This window comes from Kitasatospora aureofaciens, from assembly GCF_001188955.3.
GTDB classification, from domain to species: domain Bacteria; phylum Actinomycetota; class Actinomycetes; order Streptomycetales; family Streptomycetaceae; genus Kitasatospora; species Kitasatospora aureofaciens.
Genome location: NZ_JPRF03000054.1, coordinates 89,917 through 112,271, shown reverse-complemented (window position 1 = coordinate 112,271; position 22,355 = coordinate 89,917). Strand labels below are relative to the sequence as shown.

Here is a 22,355-nt window from a genome sequence, read left to right as displayed (position 1 = left end):
TCGCGGCCCGGCTACCGTCCCTGCCATGACCAGCCAGTCCGTCCAGCCGCCGCCCCCGACCACCACCCTCTGGCGCCCCACCGGCCCGGAGGAGCTGGCCCTGGTCGAGGCGGCCGGCTGGCGCGCCTGGCCGCCCCGGCTGCCCGAGCAGCCGATCTTCTACCCCGTCCTCAACGAGGACTACGCGATCCGGATCGCCCGCGACTGGAACGTGCCCGCCTCCGGCGTCGGCTACGTCACCCGTTTCGAAGTGGAGACGGAGTTCGTCGCCCGCTACCCCGTGCAGCGGGCGGGTGGCCGGACGATCCTCGAACTCTGCGTGCCCGCCGACGAGCTGGCCGAGTTCAACCGACACATCGTGGGCCGCATCGAGGTCGTCCACGCGTTCCGGCCGGAGCGGTGAACGCGGTGCACGAGCCCGTCCTGCTCACCTCCGCCCAGGCGACCAGCACCACCGGCCTGCTCACCGCGGCCGCCACCCGGCGCGGGCTGGCCACCGCCGTGCTGACCGGCCCGGGCACGGTCGAGGAACTCACCGGGCGGCCCGTCCACTGGTACGGCGGGCCGCTCGCCGCCGCCCGGATCGCCGCGCCGCTCGGCCTCGCCCTGCTCGAACCCGAGGACGACTGGCTCGCCCGGCTGCCGGAGGAGTTCACCCGCCGCCGGATCGAACTCACCACCCTCGCCGAGGCCTGGACGCTGCGCCACCCGGCCTTCGTCAAACCGCCCGCCGACAAGTCGGTCCCGCCCGCGGTCTACCCGGACGGCTCCCGGCTGCCCCGCACCGGCGAGCGGATCGGCCCGGACACCCCCGTCCTGGTCAGCGAGCCGGTGACCTTCGCCGCCGAGTACCGGCTGTTCCTGCTCGACGGCGAAGTGCTCACCGGCAGCCGCTACGCGCGCTTCGGCCGGCTCGACCCGGCGCCGCTGACGGCAGCCGCCACCGCCTTCGCCCGCCGCCTGCTCGACGCCGTCGGGGACACCCTGCCCAGCGCCGTCGCCCTGGACGTCGGCCCGATCGCCGACCCGTACGACCCGGCCGAGCACTGGGCCGTGGTCGAGGCCAACCTGCCCTGGTTCGCCCACTGCTACGCCGCCGACCCGGACCGGGTCCTGGACATCGTGCTGCGCGCAGCCGGGCCGAGCGCCCAACTCGCCGGGCCGGACCGCCGTTTCGTCCGTACGCTCCGTACGATCGGCTGACGACGGGCGGGTGCCCGCGACCGGTCGGCCGCCCGACACCTCACGGACACCCGCCGTTCGACGGCCGGACGCCGAACGGTACGGCGGGCCGTGAAGCATGGCGCGGTCGGCAGCGCCCTCGGCGGGCGCGGCCGGGTGTGCACGACCGAAAGGAAGCCCCACCATGTCCGCAGCCCAGTGGCCCCGCCCCCGCGTGCTCGTCGTCGGGATCGACGGAGTCCGCCACGACTTCCTGGCGCAGGTGCCGATGCCGCGCCTCCGGGAGGTCGCCGAGGCCGGGTTCCTGGTGCCGGTCACCGTCGCGGAAACCACGCCCACCATGTCCGGGCCCTGCTGGGCCACCATCGTGACCGGCGTCGAGCCCGCCAAGCACGGCGTCTGGGGCAACCACCTGGGCGGCAACCGGCTGGACGTCTTCCCCGACTTCGCCACCCGCCTCAACCGCGGCGACCGCCGCCGCACCTTCGTCGCGGCCGGCTGGGACCCGCTGATGATCAACGAGTCCGGCGGCCCGCTCTTCCGTGCCCCCGGACGGCTCTCGTACATAGCCCCGGCCGAGGACACCCCCGAGGCCTGGGAGACCGTCGACGAGGAGGTCACCCGGGAGGCCGTCCACGTCCTCGGCACCGCCGACCCCGAGGCCTCCTTCGTCTACCTCGGCGCCGTGGACGAGACCGCCCACTTCCTCGGCTGCGGCGAGGAGTACCGCGCCGCGATGCGCACCGCCGACGAGCGCCTCGGCCGCCTGCTCGACGCCGTCCGCGGCCGGGCGACCCACGCCGAGGAGCAGTGGACCGTCATCGTGGTCACCGACCACGGCCACGTCGACGCCGGCGGCCACGGCGGCCGTACGGTCGAGGAGCGGACCGCCTGGGTCGCCTGCGCCGGACACGACATCCCGGCCAGCCCGCCCACCGGCGACATCCGCCACCCCGACGTCGCCGCCCAGGTGTACGCCTCGCTGCTGCGCCCGATCGACCCGCACTGGACCCTCGACGGCCGCCCCTTCCCGGTCGCCCGTCCGGTGCCCGCGGCCGTCTGACACGCGCTCTGTTTCCGCTCTCCGTGTCGTTCCTCCCGTACCACCCCTCCCGTCCCGCCGCTGCTCCGGGTGCAGCAGGCCGGGCTGCGGCGGAGCGCCGGTTGAGTCAGGCTCGATCGGGGCCCGGAGCGGACTCGGGACGGGGCGTGTCGCCGCGGGCGCCGTGACGGTACCTACCCCGGGGACCGGGGCCGCGGACATACGCCTGAAGGTGGAGACCGTACCCCGTGGGTTGGATGCAAGATCGCGACCTCGTGGTGACGCTCCGGCAGGGCGGACCGGGCCACGATGGTTACACCCGGCCGGCGGAGCGCTCCGCCAGCCGGGTCGCGGGAGGCCCGCGGACGCACCGGTAGCGGACGCACCGGTAACGGTCGCATCGGCAACGTACACGGAGAGGGCAGTCAGGCATGAAGGGCATCGTGAGCAAGGTCGCGCTGGGAGTCGCGGGCACCGGCATGGCCGTCGCCGTGGCAGCCGTGGCAATCGGCCCGCGGGTGTCCGAGTGGTACGACGGGCGCCACCAGGAACAGGCCTCGTACGACAGCGGCTCGCAGGCCAAGGCCGAGCGCCGCTCGGTGCCGGCCTGGCTGCCCGACAACGCCTCCTCGGTGAAGTACCTGATGTCCACCACGGGCGACGACCGGCTGCTGCGGGCGACGCTCCCCGAGGGCCGGCTGCCCGCCGGCTGCAGCACCGGGGTGTCGGGCCGGGGCCCGCACCCGCTGCCGGTCTCGCTCAAGGCGGGCTGGTTCCCGGAGGGCGTCGCGGCCAAGGCCGTCGGCACCTGCGGGCACTACAATGTGACGCTCACCGGCAACCAGCTCTACGCGTGGCAGGACGGCGCGACGCTGCAGGCGGCCCTGCGGGCCGAGCACGTCGCCAAGCACTGAGGGTGCTGATTCGGGCGCTGACCGCGGATCAGCCGTCCTGACCAGGGAACGAACGGCCCGCCGGGCACCGGAAGGTGCGGGCGGGCCGTCGTCGTACGCGTGCTGTGGATCGGCCGGTGGGCGGATCCGTCCCGCTGTGCCCCCGCCGTAGTCGGCGCCCACCGGGCTGCGATAGGACGGATCACGAACGAACACCACGTCACCGCGTCCGTGAGGAGACCCATGCCCGGCCCGACCGTCGGCCCTACCGACGACACGTCGACCGCTTCACCCCAAAACGCTTCCCCCCAGACAGCTTCGGCTCAGACCGCTGCCGCCGAGACCTCCTCGACCGCCGCCTCGGCCGGCGCCGCCCCCCTGGCCGGTTCCGGCCGGGCCACGATCGCCGTCCTCGGCGGCCTCGCCGCGCTCGGCCCGCTCACCACCGACCTCTACCTCCCCGGCCTGCCCGCGATCGCCGACGACCTGGTCGCCGAACCGGCCGCCGTGCAGCTCACCCTGACGTTCTCGATGTTCGGTGTCGCCGCCGGCCAACTGCTCTTCGGACCGCTCAGCGACCGCTTCGGACGCCGACCGCCGCTGCTCGTCGGACTGGCCGTCTACACCCTGTCCAGCGTGGTGTGCGTGGTCGCGCCGAACCTTCCCGTGCTGACCGCCGCCCGGTTCGTCCAGGGCGCGGCCGGGTCGGCGGGACTGGTCATCGGACGAGCCGTCGCCCGGGACCGCTTCCAGGGCGTCGCGATGCTGCGCTTCCTCGCCTCGATCGCGCTGATATCCGGGCTGGCTCCGATCCTCGCCCCGATCATCGGGGCGCAGTTGCTGCGGTTCACCTCCTGGCGCGGCACCTTCGGGGCGCTCACCGCGCTCGGACTGCTACTCACCCTGGCCGCGTTCGGAGCCCTGCGCGAGACGCTGCCACCGCGGGCCCGGAACGGTGGCGGGGTGGGCGCGGCGCTGCGTACGATCGGGCGGCTGCTGCGGCACCTGCCTTTCCTCGGGCTGGCGTTGACCAGCTCGCTGGCCTTCGGCGCGCTGTTCGGCTACATCAGCGGGTCGTCGACGGTGTTGCAGCACGTGTACCAGGTCTCGCCGCAGACCTACAGCCTGCTGTTCGGGCTGAACTCGGTGTCCATCGTGGTGATGACCCAGCTGAACGGGAGGGTGCTGGCACCGCGCTTCGCGGCACGGTCGCTGATGCTCGCCGGGCTCGGGGCAGCGGTTGCGGCCGGGGTGGCGCTGGTGCTGCTGACGGCGGTGTGGGACTTCGGGCTGGCCGGGTTCTGCCCGCCGCTGTTCGTGCTGATGGGCAGTCTCGGGGTGGTGCTGCCGAACACGGCGGCGCAGGCGCTGAGCCTGGTCGAGCCGCAGACGGCCGGGACGGCCTCGGCGCTGCTGGGGACGGGCAACTTCCTGTGCGGCGCGGTGGTGGCGCCGCTGAGCAGCCTCGGCGGTCGGCCGTCAGCGGTGCTGCTGGCGGTGGTGGTCCTTGGCTGCGGGATGCTGGCACTGACGGCGTACGTGACTCTGTGCCGGCCGGGGCGGCTTCGGGAGGCGGCGGGGTGAGGGTGACGGCCGCCTGACGACGAACGGATAACAGCCGTCAGATGATGAAATCTGTCAGCTGTTATCCGTCATCTGTTACCTGTCAGCTGTCAGCTGTCAGCTGACAGCTGACAGCTGTGATTCGTCGGCCCTCGGCCGTCACCGTCCTCAGGCGATCGAGAAGTCGTCCCCGTAGACGCTGCCCTGCCCGTACCAGCCGTGCAGGTACACGGTGACGGTGCCGGAGGAGCCGGTGGTGAAGGGGACGGACAGCTGGGTCCAGTTCGAGGAGTTGGTCCAGGTGCTGGCGGTGGCGCCGCCGCCGACGCCCAGATAGGCGTAGTTGCCCTGAACCCAACCGCTCAGGGTGTAGCTGGTGTTGGGCTTCAGTGTCACCGTCTGGGTGCACTCGCCGGTCTGGCTCGCGGAGGCCGCGGCCTGCAGCGCGTACGAGCCGGAGTGGACCGGGGTGGTCACCACGTTGCCGCCGCTCTGGCAGGTCCACGGGGCCAGGCTGCCGGTCTCCAGGCCGCCGTTGACCAGGCCGGTCGACGGGGTGGTGCCGGTGACGGTCAGCGAGTAGGTCGCGGTGTGGGTGCCGGAGGGTGCGGTGGCGGTCACCGTCAGCGGGTAGGTGCCCGCCGCGGCGGCCGAGGTGGTGGCGATGTTCAGGATCGCGCCGTTGCCCGCGGTGACGCTGCCCGGGGTGACGGTGGCGGTGACCCCGGCCGGAGCGCCGCTGACCGAGAGGCTGACGCTCTGCGCCGAGCCCGCCGTGACCGCCGTCGCGATGGCGGCCGAGGTCGACGAACCGGCCTTCACCGTTGCCGAGTTCGGGTTCACCGCGACCGAGAAGTCGTTGGTCACCGTCGAGCCGCTGGTGAACGGCGCGAAGCTGTGGGTGAAGTCCCAGGTGTTCTGGTTGATGCCGGAGCAGGAGTCGTCCCCGCCCTTGCCCGCACAGTTGCCGTTGTCACGCTGGAGCGCCCAGAAGGACAGCGTGTTGATGCCCTTCGAAACCGCCCAGTTGTACACGGTGGTGGCGTTGGCCACCGTGAAGGTCTCGGCCGCGCCGAAGTCGTCGATGCCGACCATCTCGGTGATGCCGATCGAACCCCACAGCTGCGCGGGGGTCTTCGACGGGTAGAGCCTGGCCAGCTGGTTGTACAGGCCCTGCGCCGAGGTCTGGGTGTCGGCCGCCATGTCGTGGGTGGCGTTGTCGTAGTAGTCGAAGGTCATCATGTTGACGACGTCGATCCGCGCGTTGTTGCTGACCGCGTTGCGCAGCACCGCGAGGCCGCTGTCGGCCAGCCCACTGGTGGTGGTCGGCAGCGTGTAGGAGAACTGGACGGTGCGCCCGCTGGCGGCGGCCCAGTCCTGGACGGTCTTGATCGCCTTGTTGCGGCGGTCGATGCCGGCCGTGTTGGTCAGCGAGTTGTCCTCGATGTCGAGGTCGATGCGGCTGATGTCGTAGGTGGTGATCAGGTTCTCGTAGGCGGCCGCGATCTGGCTGACGTCGGTGCAGCTGTCGGCCAGTTCGGTGCCGGTGTTGTCCGCGGTGTAGCCGCCGAAGGAGGGGATCACGTCCCCGCCGTTGGCGCGGATGGTGGCGATGTCGGCGCCGAAGGTCGAGGAGGAGACCGGCTTGGAGGTGTCGCCGTTCCAGTACGGGGTGCAGGAGCCCTTGGTGGCGGCCTGGAGGAAGGCCATCGTGAGGTACTTGGCGCCGGACTGTGCGGCCAGGGTGGCGGGGCTCTGGCCGGTCCAGGACTCGAAGTAGGGTGCGAAGACCCGGGTGGGGAGCGGGGTGGCGGCTTGGGCGGAGGCCGTCCCGGCGGCGACCAGACCGGCCGAGGCGACCAGCGTGGCGCAGGCCGTCAACGCGGCCTGGACGGTTCTGCGAAGACGCATGGATTCTCCAACAGACTTGGTGAGGAAGGACGTTGGGGAGGTGCTGGGCGGTCCGGGGTGTCGGCGGCCGTGTGGGGTCGGCCGCTCGGGCCCCGGTCCGGAGCGTTCGGTGCGGATAGAGGGGCGTGCGGAACCCACCGACTCGCGTGGAGGCGGGCGACGGTGCGAGCGTGCGCACGCTGTACGGAGCGGGGGTGGTGCGGAGCAGGGCAGGGCGGTGCCTCAGCCGCCGGTGGTCACACCCCCACAGTGCATCCCGGTCGGATCGACATGTTTATGTTTGGACTAGACCACTTGTCTGTCAAGGGTCCTAACTGTTCGTCAGCATACGGCCCCGGTCGCCGAAGGGAAGTGATCGGAGGCCGGGGCGCGGCGAAGCGGTGTGCTGCGGGCGGATGCTGCGGGCGGTCGGCCGGGGGTCCTCAGGCGGGGCGGCGGCGCAGGTCGCCGAGCGTCTCCTCGACCATCCGCAGGGCGGTGGTCTCCTGGTAGCAGCGCAGCGGTGCGAGCTTGCCGACGGCCCAGGTCAACCAGGTGTCGTCGCCGAGGAGTTCGGGGTGGTGCTCGCAGGAGACGTGCATGAGCATGAAGCGGAGCAGCAGGATGTGGCGGAAGGAGTACAGGGCGCGGTGGTGGGTGTAGTTCGCGCGCCAGTCCTCCTCCGGGTCGCGCAGTCTGGATCCCAGCTCGGCGCCCGCCCAGGGGTTGCTGGGGCGCAGGGTGAGGAGGGCGAAGGTCCTCGTGGCGGAGACGGGGTCGCAGGCGACCTGGAGGTGGATGCCCCGGAAGCGGCTCCAGGCGACCAGCTCAGGTTCCTCGCCGACGACGCGGTGCTCCATGCCCTCGGGGAGGAGGGCGAGATGGGCCTTGCGGGTGTGGTCGCCGATCACCCAGTGGTCGTCGGTGCGCACCAGCGGGCCGAGCTGCAACGGACGGGCGGCGTCGACGGTGGTCGGGGCGGTCCCGTCGACGCTCACGGTGGCTCCTCGGGGCAGGGTTCGGCGCACTGCCGACCAGTCTTCCCGGCTCACCTCCGCTGACGTTACCCGACTCCCGTCCCTCTCGTACGGGAGTTCGGTGAATCGTCGCCCGCGGACGCCGATGGCCGCGCACCCGGCGGGCGGGGCGCGGCCACGGCTGCCCGGCGCTCAGGACACCGGGCGGTTCGGGGATGCGGCGGAGGGCGTCAGCGCTGCGGTGGGCAGAGGGTGGCGCGCAGAGCGTCGTTGATCTTCGCGGCGGTGTCCGGACCGAAGCCCTGGGGGTGGTCGGGCGAGGTGAAGTGCTGCTCGGCGAGTTGGACCAGTTTCGCCGAGTCCTTGGGGAACTGGTACATCGCCTGGCACTGCTTGCGAGCCTGTTCCACCACCTGGTCGGGCTTGCCGCCGACGATCGCCGGGTCGACCGCGTTCAGGGCGGCGACGACCTTGCCGGTCAGGCCGGCGTCCGGCTTGGCGGGCAGTCCGGCGTCGGCGGGCGGGGCGGGCTTGGCCGGGCCTGACCCGTCCGTGCCGGGCGTCGAGGGGTCGGCCGGCGCGGACGTGCCGGGCGCGGTGGTCGCCGGAGTGGTCGAGCCGGGTGTGGCGCCGCCGGACGCGGTGGCGGCGGCGTCGGTGGGGGAGCCGGCCGCGGCGGTGACCTTGTTCGAGTTCGAAGCGGAGCTCGAAGCAGAGCCGGAACCGGAACTGGAGCAGGCAGCGAGGCTCACCGCGGCGAGTGCCGTGAGGGAGGCGGCGAGGAGACGAGTGCGCATGGCGCCACACTGTCATGTTCGCGGCGTGGAAGGGAAGGTCCCCTGCGGCGGGCGTGACGCGGCCCCGAACGCGGCGAACGGCGGTGCGCGGAGGACTCCTCTCCGCGCACCGCCGTCTGCTGCCCGCCCGGCTGCCGGCGAGTCGGTGCCCGCTGCCCGGCTGCCCGGTGTCCGCCGTGGGCGCTCCGGCCGTCAGGCGAGCCCGTTGGCCTTCAGCCAGTCCCTGGCCACCGTCGACGGGTCCTCCTTGTCGACCGAGACGCGCTTCATCAGCCCTGTCAGCCCCGCCGTGTCGAGCTTGGCCGACACCGCGTTGAGTGCCGCCGTCGCGGTGGCGTCCAGGCCCGCCTTGTTGACCAGCGGGGTGATGTTCTGCGCGCCGAAGACGTTCTTCGGGTCGCTCAGCGCGACGAGCTTGTACTGGACGATCTTCGGATCGGTGGTGAACACGTTGCCCACCTGGATGCTGCCGTCCTTGAGCGCGTTCGCGGTGGTGTCGGCGGTGGGCTTCCACTCCTTGAAGGTCAGCCCGTAGACGTCCTTGAACTGCTGCTCCCGGCGGGACTTGAACTCCGGAGGCCCGCCGATGGTGAACTCGCCCGCCTTGGCGGCCAGGTCGGAGATGCTCTTGAGGTTGTACTTGTCGGCGGTCTCCTGGGCGACGCTGAGCGAGTCCTTGTCCTCGGCGGGGGAGGAGTCGAGGACCGCCAGCGAGGAGGGCAGCGCCTTGGCCAGCGCCGCGTTCACGTCCTGAGTGGTGACGGCGGTGTTCTTGGCGTCCAGGTAGGCGAGCAGCGAGCCGTTGTACTCGGGCAGGACGGTCAGGTTGCCGCTCTGCAGCTGCCCGTAGATCACCTCACGGCTGCCGATGTTGAACTTCTCCTCGACGTTGACGCCCTTGGCCTTGAGCGCCTGCGAGTAGATCGAGCCCAGCAGGACGTTCTCCGGGAAGTTCGCCGAGCCGACGACCACCGTCCCGCCGGAGCCGCCTCCGGCGGTGGAACCGGCCCCGGAGGCCGCGGCGCTCGACCCGCCGCCGAGCGGGTTGCTGCTGCTCGCGGAGGAGCCGCAGGCGGTGGCGCCCAGGGCGAGCGCGGCGAGGGTGCCGAGGAGTACGGCGCGCCTGCTTCTGTTCATTGTCGACATGGTGACAGTTGTCCTTCCGGAACGGATGGGAGAGGAACGGCCTCAGCGGGCCCGGCGCTGGGCGCGCACCCCGGGCGGGAGCGCGAACCGGGCGAGCAGGGCGAAGAACAGCTGGGCACCGACCGCGAGCAGCACCACCAGCAGCGCACCGCCCACGGTCACCGCGTACTGCCGGGTGGCCAGCCCGTCGATGACGTAGCGGCCCAGGCCGCCCAGCCCGACGTAGGCGGCCACCGTGGCGGTGGCGATCACCTGGACGGTCGCGGTGCGGAAGCCGGCCAGCAGGGTCGGCGCGGCGGAGGGCAGGCAGACCTGGAGGAGCACCTGGGAATGGGTCAGCCCGATCCCGCGCGCCGCGTCCCGGACGTCCGGGTCGGTTCCGCGCACCCCCTCGACGGCCGCCACCAGCAGCGGCGGCGCCGCCAGCGCGACCAGTGGGAACAGCACGGCGGTGTCGCCGACCCCGGCGAGCAGCACCGCGAGCGTCACCAGGCCGAGGGTCGGCAGCGCACGGGCGGCCCCGGCGAGCGCGGTGACCACGTTGACGCCGCGCCCGGTGTAGCCGATCAGCAGCCCGAGCGGGACGGCGAGCAGCGCCGCGTAGAGCAGGGCCTCGCCGGAGAGCGTCAGGTGTTCGGAGACCCGGTGCAGGATCGAGTCCGGACCGCTGCGGTGGTCCGGGTCGGAGAAGAAGTCGCTCAGCCAGTTCAGCCAGTTCACGAGCCCGCCCCCTGTTCCCGGACGGCCCAGGGCGCTAGCAGCCGGCGGGCGGCCACCAGCAGCAGGTCGACCGCCAGCGCCAGGACGGCGATCAGCGTGATCCCGGCCACGATCGGGGTCGGGAAGGTGCGCTGGAAGCCGTCGACGAACAGGTAGCCGAGCCCGCCGCGCCCGACCAGCGCGCCGACGCTGGCCAGCGAGATGCTGGACACCGCGGCGACCCGCAGCCCGGCGATCAGGTACGGCACGGCGGCGGGCAGTTCGACGGCGGTCAGCCGGTGCCACGGCCCGTAGCCCATCGCGGTGGCGGCCTGCCGGACGGAGTCCGGGACGGCGCGCAGCCCGTCCACCGTGGTCGGCAGCAGGACGGCGAGGGCGTAGAAGGTGAGCGGGAACATCACCGTCGCCTGGGTGGCGAGCCCGGTGTACGGGATCAGCACCACGAAGACGGCCAGCGAGGGCAGCGCGTAGACGATGTTGAAGACGGCGGACAGCGGCTGGTACAGCCGGGGGAAGCGGGCACAGGCCAGCCCGAGCGGGACGGCCAGCAGCAGGCCGATGAGCACCGGGACCAGGGCGATCACCGCGTGGTCGGCGAGCAGGTTGCCGAGGTAGCCGAGGTGGTCGCCGATCCAGTACCAGCGGACGATCGGTTCATCGTCCACCGTCGGCTCCGTCCGCCGTGCCCACCACGTCGGCTCCGTCGGCCGTGCCCACCGTGTCGGCTCCGGCGGGGGTGCCCATCGCGTCGGCCGGGTCGGGCTTCCGTACGCTGACGGGCCCGCCGCCGGCCGGCGTGAGCGCGGCGAGGACGGCCTCGCGGCTCGCCGTGCCGATCGCCCGGCCGTCGGCGTCCAGCGCGACCGCGACCCCGGCGGGGGAGAGTACGGCGGCGTCCAGGGCGGCGCGCAGGGTGTCGGAGTCCGGGCGGTAGCCGGCCGACGGCTGCAGTTCGGCGGTGCCGGCGCTGCGGTCGATCCAGCCGATCGGACGGCGTTCGTCGTCCAGGGCCAACTCCCAGCCGCCGTAGCGGAGTCCGTCGTCGACCGGGCGCAGCTCGACCGCCTTCGCGGGCCGCAGGCCGAGGCCGCGCAGGCCCCGGTCGCGGCCGAGGAAGGCGGCCACACCGTCGTCGGCGGGGGAGGTCAGCAGGGTGTGCGGGTCGGCCAGCTGGGCGATCCGGCCGTGCTCGCGCAGCACCACGACCTGGTCGCCGAGCCGGACGGCCTCCTCGATGTCGTGGGTGACGAACAACACCGTCTTGTGCAGCTCGGACTGCAGCCGCAGCAGCTCCTCCTGGAGCCCGGCCCGCACCACCGGGTCGACGGCGCTGAAGGGTTCGTCCATCAGCAGCACCGGCGGGTCGGCGGCCAGCGCCCTGGCCACGCCGACCCGCTGCTGCTGGCCGCCGGACAGTTGGAACGGGTAGCGCTTGGCGGTTTCGGGCGCGAGCCCGACCAGTTCGAGCAGTTCGGCGGCCCGGGCACGGGCCTTCTTGCGGTCCCAGCCGAGCAGGTACGGGACGGTGGCGATGTTGTCGATCACCTTGCGGTGCGGGAAGAGCCCGGCCTGCTGGATCACGTACCCGATGCCTCGGCGCAGCTTGGCGGGCTCCAGCTCGGCGACGTCGGTGTCGTCCAGCAGCACCCGGCCCGAGGTGGGCTCGACCATCCGGTTGACCATGCGCAGCAGGGTGGTCTTGCCGCAGCCGGACGGCCCTACCAGGACGGTTATCCGACCGGTCGGGACCTCCAGGTCCAGGCCCTCGACCGCGACGGTGCCGTCGGGGTGGCGCTTGCCGACGCCCTCGAATCTGATCACGGAGTGTTTCCTCGTCAGGGCGCCCCGGGGAGGCGGCGCCTGTGTCTGTCGGTCGTTCGGCTCAATCTGAGCGTTCGCGTGTTCGGCTTGTTCGGTTGACGGCGGTTGCACCGCCCGGGCGTTCTTCCGCCCGCGTGGCTGCCCAGCTTGGGACCGGCGGAAACTCTGATCAGACTATGACCTGCATCATCTCCTGTCCCTGATTTACGGCCCGGCACGCGGTGTGACCCCGGCTCAGCCGCCGGAGCGGGCACTAACGGGTCGGCAGTCCCGCCGCCGCCCATCCGACGAATCCGCCGTCCAGGTCGGTCGCCCGGTGCAGGCCCAGTTCGCGCAGCGAGGCCGCGGCCAGACTGGAGGCGTAGCCCTCCGAGCAGACCACGATCACCTCGATGTCGTAGCCCGAGGCCTCGGGAATGCGGTGACTGCCCGTCGGGTCGAGCCGCCACTCCAGGACGTTGCGCTCGATGATCAGCGAGCCGGGGATCTCGCCCTCGGCCGCCCGCTGCGCCGCCGGACGGATGTCCACCAGCAGCGCGCCGTCCAGCTGGGCCTGGTACGCCTCCCGGGCGCGCGGGCGGTGGACGCCCTCACGGGCCCGCTCCACCAGGTCGTCGATCGTGGTCACCACTGTTCCGGTCCTTCCTCCGAGGTGCGGACGAGCCCGCCGGCCCGCAGGTCGTAGTGCGCCATCGAGCTGAGCGGGGGCGAGTAGGCGTGCAGGGTCACGGCCGGGCCGGAGGCGGTGTTGCGCACGTCGTGCACGTACTCCGGTCCGAAGGCGCGGGCGGTTCCGGCCGGGACCCGGCGGATCAGCAGGCCCTGGTCGGGCCCGCCGAGGGACAGCTCCTCCAACTCGCCGAGGGCGACGGCGAACGCGCCGCGCGAGCCGCCGTGGTCGTGGAAGCCGGTCGACTGGCCAGGCAGCCAGCTGATCAGCCAGACCTCGTGGTCGTCCTCGGCCACCAGCCGCTGGTACCAGCGCTCATCGGTGGAGAGCCGGACCAGGTGGATCCACTGCTCGGGCTGCTCGGCCAGCTCGCGGACGACGGTCCGCAGGGCGTTCGGACTGAGCGGGGCGTGTGGGGCGTCCGGAGTGAGCGGGCTGAGCGGGCTGAGCGGGCTGAGGGGGGCGTTCAGGGCGTTCGGGGCGTGGAGGCTGTGCGGTGGGGTCTCGGAGACGAGGTCCGGGCTCATGGGGCGTCCTCGGGTGCGGCGGGAACGTCGGCAGGGGTGCGCCCGGGCCGGTGGCGTGGCTGCGGAGCGACCGGTCGCGGCACGTACGGGTGCCGCCGGGCGGGCGGGGTTCAGAACTGCGAGTGCGGGTGCGCGGTACGGGCCCTGGCAGAGGTCACAGGGGGGTGCCGGCGGTGCGGAGCAAGGTCAACAGGCACAGATGGAACTCGCCTGGCGTCGCAGATCGACGTGCAGGCGGCAAACCAGAGTGGTGCCGGAGTCCATGCACCGGATCCTTTCCGAGCCGGTCGGACGAAGTCAAGCCGGGGCGCCCGCCTGTTGCGCCCTGTTAACTCCCGCGCGTCAACGCCCGACGTCGACCCCCGGCCCGCCCGCCGGCCCACCGCCCCGGCCCGACCGCGACGTGAAGCTCCGGCTCACCCCTCCGCAGGACGGCGCGGCACCGGCGGGCTGTCTGCCGACCGGTCGGACGGCGTCGGGGCCGAGCCCCCCGGCGGCTGCGCGGGGACGGGCGCGGCGTATCCGTCGGTGGCGGATCCGGCCCGGGCGGATCCGGCCGGGGCGGCCGCGAGGGCCTGCTCGATCACCGGTCCGGCCTGCTCACCCAGGTAGCGGCCGAGGGTCTGGTAGGCGTCGAACTGCTGGTGGTCGAACCACTGGTCACTGGTGCCGTCGTTCGGGAAGGCGCGGTTGGCCACCGCGTAGGAGTGCAGCTCGTAGGGCATGTCGGCGGTCAGTACCGCCTGGAGGACGATCAGCGTGCCGTACCGTTCGGAGTCCGGCTCACCGTCGACGGCCGGGTAGTGGATGTCCCCGGTGATCACGCCCCGGGCCGAGAGCCGGTCGGCGAGCTGGACCGCCAGCCCCTGCAAGGGCGTGCCGCCCGCGCCCCGGTCGGCGGTGGTGCCGCCCGGGATCAGCAGCTCCGGCTGGTGCAGGGTGATGACGATGCCCAGCTCCTCCCGGGCCAGGGTGATCGCGGCGGCCAGGTTGCCGGCGTAGCCGGAGTCCCCGCTGGCGTCGATGCTCACCGCCGTCCGCACCCGGTGCCGCAGCAGTTCGACCAGGCCGAGGTTCTCGTAGTGCCCGCCGTCGGTGGTGAGCAGGAAGCGGTCGTGCACGGGGAACCGGCCGGTCAGCTCCCGCAGTTGGTACGGGAGCCGGCGGACGGCGGGCTGCTCGGCGCGCCGCCAGTCCGGTGTGCCGGACCAGGACGGTCCGAGCTGGGCCGGGTTGGGCAGCCACGTCCCGAGCCGGGCGTTGGTCACCGCGAACAGCCCCTGGTACACCCGGGACTGGCGGCCCATCGCGGAGGAGAAGGCGGCGCCGGAGACGGCCATCGCCGACTGCACGGTGAGGTCCCGGGCGATGTGCCGGCGGGTGCGCCGCTCCAGCAGGTCGGTGCGCGCGTACCCGACGTCCGGACCGCCCACGTAGTCGTGGGAGAGCGAGAAGGAGACGGCCCGACGGCCGGGCGGCGTGCGGGAGTTGCCGGACAGGTTGGCCGCGGCCGAGAAGATCACCTGTGGGAAGTCGGGATGCCGGGCGGCGTAGTGGCTCAGCCAGGTCTGCTCCCGGTAGAAGTCGTACCGGCGGGCCAGCGTGCGGCCGCCCTCGGTGACCCGGCGTACGGCGAACGCCGAGGCCAGGCGCAGGCGGTAGAACGGGTGCAGGCTCATCCAGGTCTGGTCGAGGTTGAGCCCGACGGCGCCGAGCACCAGCGGCAGCAGCACCTGGACGGCCGGCGGCCAGGCGTACCCGGTGGCGACCGCCCAGCCGAGGGACAGCAGCGCGCCGGCCGTCAGCGTGGCGAGGGCGGCCCACACCACGAGGTACTGGGGGAGGTTGACGGTCAGCGCGCCGCCGAAGCGGCCCGCCCCGCGCAGCGCCCCGCCGAGGACGCCCACCCCCCGGCCGATCGCCCGGCGGTCGCGCCAGAGTATGCCGAGTAAGAGGGCGAGGTAGCTGAGCACCACCGTCAGACTGAGCCCGGCGCCGGTCAGCTGGGGTCCGGCCGCCAACGCCTGCTGGAGCCGGACCGCGCCCCAGGCCAGGCCCGGCACCGCCAGCACCCCGACGGCCAGCAGTCCGGCCAGCGAGAGCGCGGCGTAGTTGAGCCGGCGCAGGGCGCGCGGCAGCAGCGCGTGCCAGCCGAGCGGCGGGAAGGCAAGCAGCCACAGCAGCCAGCACCCGGCGGCGGCCGCCAGTGACGTGCCGAGGGCGGCCAACGCGGGTGTCCGGAACGCCAGGGAGCCCGGCACGGCGCCCGGGTGGCGCAGCCCCGCCGCCGCCAGGGCGCCCAGATCGGTGAGCGGGACGGCGTGGTAGAAGCGGCTGAGGCCGAGGCCGAGCACCAGGACGGCGGCCAGCAGCAGGGCCAGCGCGGAGAGCACGCCGCGCAGCAGCGTTCCGAGGGCGACCAGCCATTCGCCCGCGCCGTCGGCGATGTACTTGCTGTGCCTGCGGAGGTGGTCCTCCTCCGGGGAGCCGGGCTCCATCACGGTGTCGGCGGTCAGGCCCGAGACGGCGTGCACCGGACTGCCGGGGGCGGAGTCGCTGAGCGCGAGTTGCAGTGCGCCCACGGTGTAGCCGCCGCCCGAGACGGAGACCAGGTAGCGCGCGCGTTTCAGCCAGGGGCGCAGGGCCTGGAGCGCGCCGAGCGTGACGCAGGCCGAGCGGATGCCGCCGCCGGAGGCGCAGAAGCCCAGCTCGGCGGGCTCACGGCCGGGCGGCACCCGGCCCGCGTCGCGCCAGTGGGTGTGAGCGCCGGGGGCGTCGGCCGCCGGCGGTTCCTGCTGCGGTGCTCCGCGCGGCGGCCCGCCGTGTCGCGGGGCCACCGGCCACGGTGGGATCAGTGCCGGGCGCTGTGGGTCGGCGTCGTCGGCTTCGTCGGCGGATTTCGCGGCCGCCCGCCGGAGGCCGCGTACCGCCCGGGCGGCCGTCACGGCGAGCAGGCCTGCGGCGGCCACCCCGGCGGGCAGGAGCAGCAGCCGGGCGACGATGGCGAGCGCCGCCGCCACCGCGAAGGGCGCGTCGGAGCCGCCGTGGCCGAGCCCGAGGCGCAGCAGGACGTTCGCCCCGAGGTCGCAGGCCGCTGCGAGCAGCCCCGCGGCCCCGACCGCGAGCGCCGGGCCGAGCCGTAGCCGCCGCCCCAGCACGTAGCCGCCCAGCAGTGCGGCGGCCGCCAGCGTCAGTCCGTAGCCGGCGATCAGCCAGGGTTCGGCGCGCAGGGCGGCCCGGTAGGCCGCAGAGCGGTCGCCGACGACCGCCTCGGCGGACGCCCGGGAACCGGCCAGTTGCAGGGCGGTCAGGCCGGTCCGCGACACCGGCGACCGGCTCAGCAGGAGGCCGAGGGCGAGCGGCAGCAGGGCCGCGAGGGCGAGTACCAGGCCCGCCCAGGCGGGCAGCGCCGGTGGCCGGCCCGCCGGGCCGTCGCCCCCGGCCGACGGGGTCGTCCCGGCTGTCCCGGGCGTCCCGGCTGTCCTGGGCGTCCCGGGCGTCGCGTTCGGCGTCGATGTGCCCGTCGTCGCCGTGGTGTCCGCCGTACGCTCCTCGTGCCCCTCGACCGCTGCCATCCGTACACCCCCCGTTCGGCCCCGTACCGACCGTCGCTGCCTGGACCTGATCCGCGAAGTCGCGCCACAGGGACGTCAGATGACGGTCCGTTGGCGAGCCCAAGCGCGTTCTACCCTGCCGTGGCCGATTCCGCACCCTCGGGGTCCGCTTTCACTCGAATGAGTAAGGAGGTCACTTGCGGGGTAGATGAGCGTTTCATCCCGCACGGGACCGTCCGCGTGTCCGCTCGACGAGATCGCCCCAGACGCGTTTCCGCCAACGTATTGTCAGGCCACCGAGGACCGGCCTACCGTCTACAGATCGCTTTCTACGCACGTAGACCCATCACGTAGACCCCTGCGGTTCCCCGAGCGGACCCGCAGGGCGAGACCGCCCCGTCAACCCTCAGACCGCGGGCCCGACCGCACGGCCGGGACGCGGAGTTGCGGAGGTACCCATGTCGCAGATCGTCCGTGCCGCGCTCGTCCAGACCCGCTGGACCGGCGACCAGGAGAGCATGATCGCGCTCCACGAGCGGTACGCCCGCGAGGCCGCCGCCCAGGGCGCCGGGATCATCGGTTTCCAGGAGGTCTTCAACTCCCCGTACTTCTGTCAGGTCCAGGAGCCCGAGCACTACCGCTGGGCCGAGGCCGTCCCGGACGGCCCGACGGTGCGCCGGATGCAGGACCTCGCCCGTGAACTCGGCCTGGTGATCGTCGTGCCGGTCTACGAGGAGGAGCAGACCGGGGTGTACTACAACACCGCCGCGGTGATCGACGCGGACGGCAGCTACCTCGGCAAGTACCGCAAGCACCACATCCCGCAGGTCAAGGGCTTCTGGGAGAAGTACTACTTCAAGCCCGGCAACCTCGGCTGGCCCGTCTTCGACACCGCCGTCGGCAAGGTCGGCGTCTACATCTGCTACGACCGGCACTTCCCCGAGGGCTGGCGCGCCCTCGGCCTGGCCGGTGCGCAGATCGTCTACAACCCCTCCGCGACCAGCCGCGGCCTGTCCGCCTACCTGTGGCAGCTCGAACAGCCCGCCGCCGCCGTCGCCAACGAGTACTTCGTCGCCGCCATCAACCGGGTCGGCACCGAGGAGTACGGCGACAACGACTTCTACGGCACCTCCTACTTCGTCGACCCGCGCGGCCAGTTCGTCGGCGACGTCGCCTCCGGCAAGGAGGAGGAACTCGTCGTCCGAGACCTCGACCTCGGCCTGATCGAACAGGTCCGCCAGCAGTGGGCGTTCTACCGCGACCGCCGGCCCGACGCCTACGGACCGCTCGCCGAGGCCTGAGGAGCACCGCGATGACCACCCGCGACCCGCAGCAGCGCACCGTCGTCCGCGGCGGCCTCGTCATCACCGCCACCGACGAACTCCACGCCGACGTCCTGATCGAGGGCGAGCGCGTCGCCGCCCTGGCCGCCACCGGCAGTGCCGCCGCCGAGGCCTGGACCGCCGACACCGTCATCGACGCCACCGGCCACTACGTCATCCCGGGCGGCGTCGACGCCCACACCCACATGGAACTGCCGTTCGGCGGCACCGCGGCCTCCGACACCTTCGAGACCGGCACCCGCGCCGCCGCCTGGGGCGGCACCACCACCATCGTCGACTTCGCCGTCCAGCCCGTCGGCGGCGCGCTGCGTGAGGGCCTGGACGCCTGGCACGCGAAGGCCGAGGGCAACTGCGCGATCGACTACGCCTTCCACACCATCGTCTCGGACGTCAACGACGCCGTCCTCAAGGAGATGGACGCGCTGGTCGACTCCGGCGAGTCCACCTCCTTCAAGCTCTTCATGGCCTACCCCGGCGTCTTCTACAGCGACGACGGCCGCATCCTGCGGGCCATGCAGCGCGGGGCGGCCAACGGCGGGTTGATCATGATGCACGCCGAGAACGGCATCGCCATCGACGTCCTGGTCGAACAGGCCCTCGCCGCCGGGCACACCACTCCGCGCTTCCACGGCGAGGTCCGGCGTGAACTGCTGGAGGCCGAGGCCACCCACCGGGCGATCAAGCTCGCGCAGGTGGCGGGCAGCCCGCTCTACGTCGTGCACGTCTCCGCCGCCTCGGCGCTCGACGAACTCGCCCGGGCCCGCGACGCCGGGCTCAACGTCTTCGGCGAGACCTGCCCGCAGTACCTCTTCCTCTCCACCGACAACCTCGCCGAGCAGGGCGCGGACGGCTTCGAGGGCGCCAAGTACGTGTGCAGCACACCGCTCCGGCCACGCGAGCACCAGAAGGCGCTCTGGCGGGGCCTGCGCACCAACGACCTCCAGGTGGTCTCCACCGACCACTGCCCGTTCTGCTACGTCGGGCAGAAAGAACTCGGCCGCGGCGACTTCTCGAAGATCCCCAACGGGCTTCCGGGCGTGGAGAACCGGATGGACCTGCTGCACCAGGCCGTGGTGGACGGGCACATCAGCCGGCGCCGCTGGGTCGAGATCGCCTGCACCACCCCGGCCCGGATGTTCGGGCTGCACCCGCGCAAGGGCACCGTCGCGCCGGGCGCGGACGCCGACCTCGTCGTCTACGACCCCACCGCCGTGCAGACCGTCTCCGCCGCCACCCACCACATGAACGTGGACTACTCGGCCTACGAGGGCCGGCGACTCACCGGCCGGGCCCGGACGGTGCTCTCGCGCGGCACCGTGGTGCTGGACGGCGGCCGCTGGCTCGGTCGGGCCGGGCACGGCACCTTCCTACGCCGCGACACCTGCCAGTACCTGACCTGATCCCTCTCCCCGCGTTTCCCTTCCCGATCCGGGCCCGGGGCCCTGCCGCGCGCCGTGCGTGCCGGCCCCGGGTCCGCCCTCCCACCCCTCTCCCCGGAGCCACCCATGGACATCGGCCTCGTCCTGCAGACCGACCCGCCCGCCCGCCTGCTCATCGACCGGATGATCCGCGCCGAGCGGGCCGGGTTCAGCCACGGCTGGACCTTCGACTCCTGCGTGCTGTGGCAGGAGCCCTTCGTCATCTACAGCCGCATCCTCGCCGAGACCGAGCGCCTGACCGTCGGCCCGATGGTCACCAACCCGTCCACCCGCACCTGGGAGGTCACCGCCTCCCTGTTCGCCACGCTCAACGACATGTACGGCAACCGCACGGTCTGCGGCATCGGGCGCGGCGACTCCGCCATGCGGGTCGCCGGGCGCCGCCCCGCCACCCTCGACCGGCTCTCCCAAGCCATGCACGCCGTCAAGGAGTTGGCCGAAGGGCGCACCGTCGAGGTGGACGGCACCGAGATGCACCTGCCGTGGGTCGGCCCCGGCGCCTCGCTGCCGATCTGGATGGGTGCGTACGGGCCGAAGGCGCTGGCGCTGACCGGCCGCCAGGCGGACGGATTCATCCTGCAGTTGGCCGACCCGTACCTCACCGAGTACATGGTCAAGGCGGTCCGGAAGGCGGCCGTCGAGGCGGGCCGGGACCCGTCCTCGGTCGCCATCTGCGTGGCCGCGCCCGCGTACGTCACCGCGGACGACTCGCCGGCCGCGCTCGCCCACGCCCGCGAGCAGTGCCGCTGGTTCGGCGGGATGGTCGGCAACCACGTCGCCGACCTGGTCAGCCACTACGGCGAGCACTCCGACCTGGTGCCCGACGCGTTGACCGACTACATCAAGAACCGCCAGGGTTACGACTACAGCCACCACGGCCGGGCCGGGAACCCCGACACGGCGTTCGTCCCGGACGGGATCGTCGACCGCTTCTGCCTGATCGGGCCGGTGGAGACCCAGCGCGCCCGGCTCGCCGAGCTCCGTTCGCTCGGCGTCGACCAGTTCGCCGTCTACGCCATGCACGACGCCGTCGAGGCCACCATCGACGCGTACGGAACGGACGTCATCCCTCACCTCTGACACCCCCTGCGGCAGACGGGAGTCGCCCATGGCCGACACCGCGACCGGCGGCGGAAGACAGCGGCAGCACCCCGACGGCCGGGTCGAACTCGACCCGGCCGAGGGGGCGTTGCCGTCCAACGGCTTCACCAGTGACGACCTCCGGCCGGTCCCGGTGCGGCGGCGCACCTGGACCACCTACAACTTCCTCGCACTCTGGGTCGGCATGGCCCACAACATCCCGTCCTGGACGCTGGCTTCGGGCCTGGTCGCGATCGGCATGGACTGGAAGCAGGCGGTACTGACCATCGCGCTCGCCAACCTGATCGTGCTCGCGCCGATGCTGCTCACCGGGCACGCGGGCACCAAGTACGGCATCCCCTTCCCGGTGTTCGCCCGGGCCTCGTTCGGACTGCGCGGTGCCAACCTGCCCGCGCTCATCCGGGCGTCGGTGGCCTGCGCCTGGTTCGGCATCCAGACCTGGATCGGGGGCGAGGGGATCTTCCTTCTGGCGGGCAAGCTGTTCGGCGAATCCTGGCGCACCGCGACGGAGTTCGGCGGGTACCCGTGGACGCAGTGGGCCTCCTTCCTGCTGTTCTGGCTGGTCGAGATGGTCATCATCGCCCGGGGGATGGAGACGCTGCGGCGCTTCGAGAACTGGGCGGCGCCGTTCGTCATCGTCGGCGCGCTCGCCCTGCTGGGGTGGATCGCGGTCAAGGCGGGCGGGCTGGGGCCGCTGCTCGACCAGCCGTCCCGACTGGGCTGGGGCGGCGGGTTCTGGAAGGTCTTCTTCCCGTCGCTGATGGGGATGATCGGGTTCTGGTCCACGCTGTCGCTCAACATCCCCGACTTCACCCGCTTCGGCGGCAGCCAGCGGGCCCAGATCCGCGGCCAGGCGCTCGGCCTGCCGACGACGATGACGCTCTTCGCCCTGCTGTCCGTGCTGGTCACCTCCGGGTCGGAGGCGGTGTACGGCGAGCCGGTGTGGGACCCGATCAAGCTCGCCGCGAAGATGGAGAGCCCGGCGGCCGTCCTGTTCGCGCTGCTGACCGTCCTGGTCGCGACGCTGTCGGTGAACGTCGCCGCCAACGTCGTCTCACCGGCCTACGACCTGACCAACCTGGTGCCCCGGTTCATCAACTTCCGTACCGGGGCGCTGATCACCGGCGTGGTCGGGATCGCGATCCTCCCCTGGAAGCTGACCGCCGACCCGCACGTCTACATCTACGTCTGGCTGGGCGTGGTCGGCGGCCTGCTCGGAACGGTCGCCGGGGTGCTGATCGCCGACTACTGGGCGCTGCGCCGCACACGCCTTCAACTCGCCGACCTGTACCGCCCGTTCGGTGCCTACTGGTACGCGGCCGGCTGGAACTGGCGGGCGGTCGCCGCCCTGCTGGTCGGCGGCCTGCTGGCGGTCGGCGGCTCGTACTCCGGCGTCGACTCCCACGGCGCCGAACAGGGACCCTTCCCGGTCGACGGCATGATCCCCTTCCTCAAGCCCCTCGCCGACTACGGCTGGGCGGTCGGCTTCGCCTCGGCCTCGGTGGTGTACCTGGCGCTCAGCGGGCTGCCGGTGGCGGGCGGGGGTCGGCGAACACCTGACAGGTGACGGATGGCAAAGGTGCCGGGTGCGGTGAGTCGCGCGGACCAGAAGGGGGCGTCGAGCAGGACGGGCACGGTCGGAAGGACGGCACGTGCGGACCGGTCGGATTCGGGTGGCCGGATCGTGCCG

At 72.8% G+C, this 22,355-nt stretch carries 20 protein-coding genes; 9 read left to right on the top strand and 11 right to left on the bottom strand.

Annotated elements, in window-relative coordinates:
- The first annotated feature begins 25 nt into the window (after positions 1-25).
- The 5 genes from HS99_RS30535 to HS99_RS30515 all read left to right on the top strand — a co-directional run bounded on the left by HS99_RS30535 (position 26) and on the right by HS99_RS30515 (position 4,701).
- Positions 26-403 (top strand): hypothetical protein, encoded by a 378-nt coding sequence (locus HS99_RS30535; protein WP_030551706.1) that lies wholly within the window; start codon positions 26-28, stop codon positions 401-403.
- 5 nt (positions 404-408) lie between these two features.
- Positions 409-1,203: an ATP-grasp domain-containing protein gene (locus HS99_RS30530; RefSeq protein ID WP_223885923.1), complete on the top strand. Its 795-nt coding sequence runs from the start codon at positions 409-411 to the stop codon at positions 1,201-1,203.
- A gap of 163 nt (positions 1,204-1,366) precedes the next feature.
- Positions 1,367-2,245 (top strand): alkaline phosphatase family protein, encoded by an 879-nt coding sequence (locus HS99_RS30525; RefSeq protein ID WP_043388026.1) that lies wholly within the window; start codon positions 1,367-1,369, stop codon positions 2,243-2,245.
- Positions 2,246-2,655: 410 nt separating this feature from the next.
- A complete protein-coding gene (locus HS99_RS30520) occupies positions 2,656-3,138 on the top strand; it encodes a hypothetical protein (protein WP_046385746.1) in 483 nt (160 codons plus the stop codon).
- 222 nt (positions 3,139-3,360) lie between these two features.
- A complete protein-coding gene (locus HS99_RS30515; RefSeq protein ID WP_030551702.1) occupies positions 3,361-4,701 on the top strand; it encodes a multidrug effflux MFS transporter in 1,341 nt (446 codons plus the stop codon).
- Between the two features lie 147 nt (positions 4,702-4,848).
- Here HS99_RS30515 and HS99_RS30510 read toward each other — a convergent pair whose 3' ends face one another.
- The 11 genes from HS99_RS30510 to HS99_RS30465 all read right to left on the bottom strand — a co-directional run bounded on the left by HS99_RS30510 (position 4,849) and on the right by HS99_RS30465 (position 16,803).
- Entirely contained in the window at positions 4,849-6,591 is a 1,743-nt protein-coding gene (locus tag HS99_RS30510) for a glycosyl hydrolase family 18 protein (RefSeq protein WP_043388028.1), read from the bottom strand.
- Positions 6,592-7,013: 422 nt separating this feature from the next.
- A complete protein-coding gene (locus tag HS99_RS30505) occupies positions 7,014-7,568 on the bottom strand; it encodes a hypothetical protein (RefSeq protein WP_030551698.1) in 555 nt (184 codons plus the stop codon).
- A gap of 209 nt (positions 7,569-7,777) precedes the next feature.
- Positions 7,778-8,344, bottom strand: coding sequence for a hypothetical protein (locus tag HS99_RS41780; protein ID WP_079151546.1), 567 nt, complete (start codon positions 8,342-8,344; stop codon positions 7,778-7,780).
- A gap of 192 nt (positions 8,345-8,536) precedes the next feature.
- Positions 8,537-9,481 carry an ABC transporter substrate-binding protein gene (locus tag HS99_RS30495; protein WP_030280297.1) on the bottom strand — a complete coding sequence of 315 codons (945 nt, stop codon included), beginning with the start codon at positions 9,479-9,481 and terminating at the stop codon, positions 8,537-8,539.
- Positions 9,482-9,532: 51 nt separating this feature from the next.
- Positions 9,533-10,210 (bottom strand): ABC transporter permease, encoded by a 678-nt coding sequence (locus tag HS99_RS30490; protein ID WP_030280299.1) that lies wholly within the window; start codon positions 10,208-10,210, stop codon positions 9,533-9,535.
- Entirely contained in the window at positions 10,207-10,875 is a 669-nt protein-coding gene (locus HS99_RS30485; RefSeq protein WP_030280301.1) for an ABC transporter permease, read from the bottom strand. The genes HS99_RS30490 and HS99_RS30485 overlap by 4 nt, the downstream gene beginning before the upstream one ends.
- Entirely contained in the window at positions 10,865-12,031 is a 1,167-nt protein-coding gene (locus HS99_RS30480) for an ABC transporter ATP-binding protein (protein ID WP_078938588.1), read from the bottom strand. The genes HS99_RS30485 and HS99_RS30480 overlap by 11 nt, the downstream gene beginning before the upstream one ends.
- A gap of 253 nt (positions 12,032-12,284) precedes the next feature.
- Positions 12,285-12,662 (bottom strand): rhodanese-like domain-containing protein, encoded by a 378-nt coding sequence (locus tag HS99_RS30475; RefSeq protein ID WP_030280305.1) that lies wholly within the window; start codon positions 12,660-12,662, stop codon positions 12,285-12,287.
- Positions 12,656-13,228 (bottom strand): cysteine dioxygenase, encoded by a 573-nt coding sequence (locus HS99_RS30470; protein WP_078938587.1) that lies wholly within the window; start codon positions 13,226-13,228, stop codon positions 12,656-12,658. Before HS99_RS30470 ends, HS99_RS30475 begins: the two co-directional genes overlap by 7 nt.
- A 186-nt stretch (positions 13,229-13,414) precedes the next feature.
- Positions 13,415-13,492, bottom strand: coding sequence for a putative leader peptide (locus HS99_RS48575; protein ID WP_101948289.1), 78 nt, complete (start codon positions 13,490-13,492; stop codon positions 13,415-13,417).
- A 152-nt stretch (positions 13,493-13,644) separates the two neighbouring features.
- Positions 13,645-16,803 carry a hypothetical protein gene (locus HS99_RS30465; protein WP_050366465.1) on the bottom strand — a complete coding sequence of 1,053 codons (3,159 nt, stop codon included), beginning with the start codon at positions 16,801-16,803 and terminating at the stop codon, positions 13,645-13,647.
- Positions 16,804-17,240: 437 nt separating this feature from the next.
- Between HS99_RS30465 and HS99_RS30460 the strand changes: the two genes are divergently transcribed.
- The 4 genes from HS99_RS30460 to HS99_RS30445 all read left to right on the top strand — a co-directional run bounded on the left by HS99_RS30460 (position 17,241) and on the right by HS99_RS30445 (position 22,232).
- Entirely contained in the window at positions 17,241-18,083 is an 843-nt protein-coding gene (locus HS99_RS30460; protein WP_030551687.1) for a nitrilase-related carbon-nitrogen hydrolase, read from the top strand.
- An 11-nt stretch (positions 18,084-18,094) separates the two neighbouring features.
- Positions 18,095-19,525, top strand: coding sequence for a dihydropyrimidinase (gene hydA, locus HS99_RS30455; RefSeq protein WP_030280313.1), 1,431 nt, complete (start codon positions 18,095-18,097; stop codon positions 19,523-19,525).
- A 105-nt stretch (positions 19,526-19,630) separates the two neighbouring features.
- On the top strand, positions 19,631-20,644 hold the full coding sequence (locus tag HS99_RS30450; protein WP_030280315.1) for a TIGR03842 family LLM class F420-dependent oxidoreductase: 1,014 nt from the start codon (positions 19,631-19,633) through the stop codon (positions 20,642-20,644).
- A 28-nt stretch (positions 20,645-20,672) separates the two neighbouring features.
- Positions 20,673-22,232: an NCS1 family nucleobase:cation symporter-1 gene (locus HS99_RS30445; RefSeq protein WP_046387334.1), complete on the top strand. Its 1,560-nt coding sequence runs from the start codon at positions 20,673-20,675 to the stop codon at positions 22,230-22,232.
- Positions 22,233-22,355: the final 123 nt, after the last annotated feature.

Bases quoted from the DNA above. Each gene is read 5' to 3' on its own strand.
- HS99_RS30535 (WP_030551706.1), top strand. From the start codon at position 26: ATGACCAGCCAGTCCGTCCAGCCGCCGCCCCCGACCACCACCCTCTGG.
- HS99_RS30525 (WP_043388026.1), top strand. From the start codon at position 1,367: ATGTCCGCAGCCCAGTGGCCCCGCCCCCGCGTGCTCGTCGTCGGGATC.
- HS99_RS30520 (WP_046385746.1), top strand. From the start codon at position 2,656: ATGAAGGGCATCGTGAGCAAGGTCGCGCTGGGAGTCGCGGGCACCGGC.
- HS99_RS30515 (WP_030551702.1), top strand. From the start codon at position 3,361: ATGCCCGGCCCGACCGTCGGCCCTACCGACGACACGTCGACCGCTTCA.
- HS99_RS30510 (WP_043388028.1), bottom strand. From the start codon at position 6,591: ATGCGTCTTCGCAGAACCGTCCAGGCCGCGTTGACGGCCTGCGCCACG.
- HS99_RS41780 (WP_079151546.1), bottom strand. From the start codon at position 8,344: ATGCGCACTCGTCTCCTCGCCGCCTCCCTCACGGCACTCGCCGCGGTG.
- HS99_RS30495 (WP_030280297.1), bottom strand. From the start codon at position 9,481: ATGAACAGAAGCAGGCGCGCCGTACTCCTCGGCACCCTCGCCGCGCTC.
- HS99_RS30470 (WP_078938587.1), bottom strand. From the start codon at position 13,228: ATGAGCCCGGACCTCGTCTCCGAGACCCCACCGCACAGCCTCCACGCC.
- HS99_RS48575 (WP_101948289.1), bottom strand. From the start codon at position 13,492: ATGGACTCCGGCACCACTCTGGTTTGCCGCCTGCACGTCGATCTGCGA.
- HS99_RS30465 (WP_050366465.1), bottom strand. From the start codon at position 16,803: ATGGCAGCGGTCGAGGGGCACGAGGAGCGTACGGCGGACACCACGGCG.
- HS99_RS30460 (WP_030551687.1), top strand. From the start codon at position 17,241: ATGTCGCAGATCGTCCGTGCCGCGCTCGTCCAGACCCGCTGGACCGGC.
- hydA (WP_030280313.1), top strand. From the start codon at position 18,095: ATGACCACCCGCGACCCGCAGCAGCGCACCGTCGTCCGCGGCGGCCTC.
- HS99_RS30450 (WP_030280315.1), top strand. From the start codon at position 19,631: ATGGACATCGGCCTCGTCCTGCAGACCGACCCGCCCGCCCGCCTGCTC.
- HS99_RS30445 (WP_046387334.1), top strand. From the start codon at position 20,673: ATGGCCGACACCGCGACCGGCGGCGGAAGACAGCGGCAGCACCCCGAC.